Source organism: Shewanella sp. SG41-4 (assembly GCF_014164505.1).
Taxonomy (GTDB): Bacteria; Pseudomonadota; Gammaproteobacteria; order Enterobacterales; family Shewanellaceae; genus Shewanella.
This window is the reverse complement of sequence record NZ_JACJFI010000382.1, coordinates 1-2849: the sequence shown is the minus strand read 5'-3', so window position 1 is coordinate 2849 and position 2849 is coordinate 1. Positions and strand designations below refer to the sequence as shown.

Below are 2849 nucleotides of genomic sequence, written 5' to 3'. Positions count from 1 at the left end.
TTTTCAACAGGGTAAACTTCATACATATCTCTTCTGTTCATCAAAGTAATCAACTCATCAGAGTCATAAAGAACGATATCCATTTCACGACTTAAATGCCCTGAAGGAGAAGCAACCCTGACACTGAGCAGTAATGTTGCTAAAGTTGTTACGTTGGAAATAGACAAAGATATTGTAAAGCAGGATATCGACTCGATTAGAGGTCAACTGCCGATTATCTTACCTAGCTTAGCCACATAAGCTGAAATCTAGATAATCAGGTTCGTTTGTTAAGCTGTCATCATCTTTACTCGTATGTCGGCAGCTTGATGGGGGCTTTTTGTTTTTTGTCGTAAGTTACTGTCGTGAAATAACATTAAGCATAAACTTGTTTTACCTAAGTCTAAAACCTTCGTTGTGACAATTATTGTCACTCAATTTAGCGATTAGGATAATTAACCAGCACTCAATAGATTGAGTACTGGTCTGCAAAAACATCACTCAGTTAAACCACTTTAAATACACCTATTTGTTGTTTAATACTGTGCGCAAGTTTAGTTAATTGCTCTGAATCATTCACCGCTTTTGTTGCCCGTTCATCACTATTTTGTGCAAGTGTAGAAATAGTATGTAAGCTGCGTGACACTTCATCTGCCACTGTACTTTGCTGTTTGGTGGCACTGGCTATACTAGAAGAAAATATTGCCATTTCGCCGATATTATGATTGATCAGTGTGAGTTGATTATTAACTGTATCTGCTTGTACCGTTGACGATTCACCCAGTTGCTGACACTGGATCATCTGTGTGGCGGTGTGTTCTACTTGCTGTTGTAATTTGTTAATAGTCGCACCTATTTCACTAATTGAACGTTGTGTTCTTTGTGCTAATGAGCGAACTTCATCAGCAACAACAGCAAAGCCACGACCTTGGTCACCCGCTCTGGCTGCTTCAATTGCGGCATTTAAGGCGAGTAAATTAGTTTGGTCTGCAATGCCGTTAATGACTTCAGTAACCTGACTGATGGCTTGAGTTTCATTGTTGACGCTTTCAATATTTTTTTGACTTTGAATAAGTTGTTCACGTAAGGATTGTAGTTCTGTAACCGCCTGAGTTAACTGTGTATGTCCTTGGTTTGATGCGCTATCAATTTCTTGCGCCTGCTGGGCAACTTGACTCGAATTCTGCGCTACATCTTTAATAGAAGAAGACATTTCTTCGATAGCTGTCGCAATCTGTTCTGTTTGGTTTAACAGTGATTTTGCCTCATTACCATTCAATTTTGATGTTTGTTGGCTAAGAATTGCTTGGCTTTCTAAGCTGCTGACAGACTGTTTTAAGGACTCAATTAATCCTGCTAAACTTGCAGCCGTTTGGGCCACACTTATCGTGATGTGATCAACTTCATTGTGGCTGTCTTGTGGGCATTGATCGAAAGTTTGTGAAAGATCCCCTTGGCCTAATTTAGCTATTTGCCTCTGCAGGTTCTTTAATGGCTTAATTGCACGATTAATGACATTAAAAAGTAAAACGGAAATAATCACCACGCCTAGCAATGCCAATATGGCGTTAATTTTTAACATTCCTAAGCTTTCATCACTTAATTCATTTTCAGGAACGAACCCGACCAAAGTCCAATTCCAACCGGGAATATATACGGAATAAGAATACATTTCTTGATCAGACAAGGAGCTGTAAACCCAGCTCCCTTTATCTGTGAGTGCCTGTTCAAGCGATAGGCCATTCAGCAATGTTTCATTGTATGGTTCTTCTGATGTTAACTCACGATGAGAGATGATTTGTTTATCGGAGTTTCGGATGATGACATACGAACCTGATTCTTCAAGAGTCAGTTGTTTAAGTGAGTTTTGGATTTGTGCAACCGATTGGGTGATATCAAAACCGATAAAAAGAATAGCGATAACCTGGCCACTGGGATCTTTTACCGGGCGATAAATTGTCATGTAGTCTTTACCAAAAAGCTTGGCGTAGCCTTCATACTCTTCGCCTTTAACCAAACGCTGATAACCGGGATGTTTAATACCTAAATAAGTCCCTAATGCACGGTTACCATCTGCTTTTTTAAGTGATGTTGATACCCGAACAAAATCATCATTATCGCGGGCAAATATCGTAGCGACTCCACCTGTAAGCTTCGAAAAGTGATCTACGTTATTGTTTGAATTATTAATTTGCTCATTATCATGGACTAGTACAGGGGTCTTAATTCCTAACACCTCAACGGTGCGATCTTCTATCAAGAATTGTCCTGGATATAAGGTACGCAAAACATCGGCGTTTCGTTTGGCTAAGTCCAACATACTGTTGTACTGCAGTTCAATTAAATGCGTATTACTGTGCATTTGTGATTTAATCGCTTGAATTGCTTTGTCATGCAATACTGTGGATGCCGATTGATAGGAAAACCAAGACATAGCGGTAAAGATTATGATTGATGACAATATGGCAAGTGAGCCTATTTGTTTTGCTATAGGCCAGTTTTTATAATTCATATGTACTGTTCCATAATTATTGTGAAAATTAATTTTGAATAGGTAGGTATACGAATTTAAATGTACATCTAAAGACTACTAATTATCCGTTATTTAGTACGAAAGTGTGACGAGGAAAGATATAATTTCTGATGAAATTTATATCATTACGCGATTGAGTGTTTAATATCTATACCTTTCGGTTTCATCAATAAGGTATACATTACCGGCACCCAAATCAGTGACAACATGGTGGCTAATAGCGTACCGCCGGCAATAGCGATAGCAAAGGGCGGCCAAAAGCCGCCACCGGCGATAATTAGAGGTAAAAAGCCACCGATGGTGGTGATGGTGGTTGAGCCAATATGACGACCGCAAC

At 39.2% G+C, this 2849-nt stretch carries 2 protein-coding genes; both read right to left on the bottom strand.

Annotated features, from left to right (window positions below; all coding sequences use genetic code 11):
* Positions 1 to 484 precede the first annotated feature (484 nt).
* Positions 485 to 2491, bottom strand: a complete 2007-nt coding sequence (locus tag H5202_RS19935; protein WP_182773598.1) for a methyl-accepting chemotaxis protein — start codon at positions 2489 to 2491, stop codon at positions 485 to 487.
* Between the two features lie 146 nt (positions 2492 to 2637).
* Positions 2638 to 2849 (bottom strand): efflux RND transporter permease subunit (locus H5202_RS19930; RefSeq protein ID WP_182773597.1); only part of this gene is annotated, 212 nt, incomplete at its 5' end.